General features: G+C 60.7%; 1 pseudogene. It reads right to left on the bottom strand.

What is annotated here, in order from left to right:
* Window positions 1–47: 47 nt before the first annotated feature.
* Window positions 48–843: pseudogene (locus A6A05_RS19965) on the bottom strand (IS5 family transposase).
* Between the last annotated feature and the right edge of the window lie 53 nt (window positions 844–896).

The raw sequence follows: 896 nt of genomic DNA, 5'->3' as shown, positions 1-896 counted from the left end.
CCCCGATTCGTCTGGAGAGCTATGGAATCACAACTGATTCATCGGACTCAAGAACCTTCCGGACGGGCTCTTAGCCAGAACATGATGCTGGCGAGTTTGACGAAGCCCAGGAAATTGGCGGCGATCTTGTCGTATCGTGTTGCGATGCGTCGCCATTGCTTGAGCTTTGCGAAGAAACCTTCAATGCCCCAGCGGAGCTTGTAGGCGAGCCGATCATAGGCATGCTGGTACTTGCGATGGCGGCGTGGCGGGATGACCGGCTCGCCGCCTTGGTCGAGGATGAGGTCGTAGAGCCGATCAGCGTCATAGGCGCGATCCGCAAGGACTTGATTGGCCTTCAATCCCCGGATCAGATTGCAGGCGGGGGCCATATCGTTTTGCTGGCCGGGGCCAAACTCGAAACGTACAGGCAAGCCGAGTGCATCGACTACGGCGTGGAGTTTGGTTCCGAAGCCGCCTCGGGAGCGGCCAAGAGCCTGGGCTTGCGGTCCCCCCTTTTTCGCCGCGCACCGGCGGCCTGAGCATTGGCTCGAATGACGGTTGCGTCGATCATCAGCCATTCGAGGTCGGGATCGACGGAAACGGCCTCGAATATTCGGTCGAATACCCCGTGTTCGATCCAGCGGTAATACGCCGCTTGACCGTGTCAAATGGTCCAAAGCGTTCGGGGAGATCGCGCCAGCGCCCGCCAGACCGGGCAAGCCATAGCACGGCATCAAAAAAACGACGCCCGTCGCTGCGCGGGCCGCGTCGGCCCTTGCGACCACCGGGGACGAATGGCTTCAGACGCTCCCACTGGTCGTCTCTCAGAATCTGGAGGGTTCTCTGAGGTCCGGCAAGCATGACGCCAGCCCCGGACGAGCCGGACCTCTGAGAAGCCGGATTGAACGAAACCG

Origin of the sequence: Magnetospirillum moscoviense (genome assembly GCF_001650635.1) — a bacterium.
GTDB lineage: Bacteria > Pseudomonadota > Alphaproteobacteria > Rhodospirillales > Magnetospirillaceae > Magnetospirillum > Magnetospirillum moscoviense.
The sequence above is the reverse complement of the archived record's forward strand: the minus strand, read 5'-3'. Positions and strand labels throughout refer to the sequence as shown.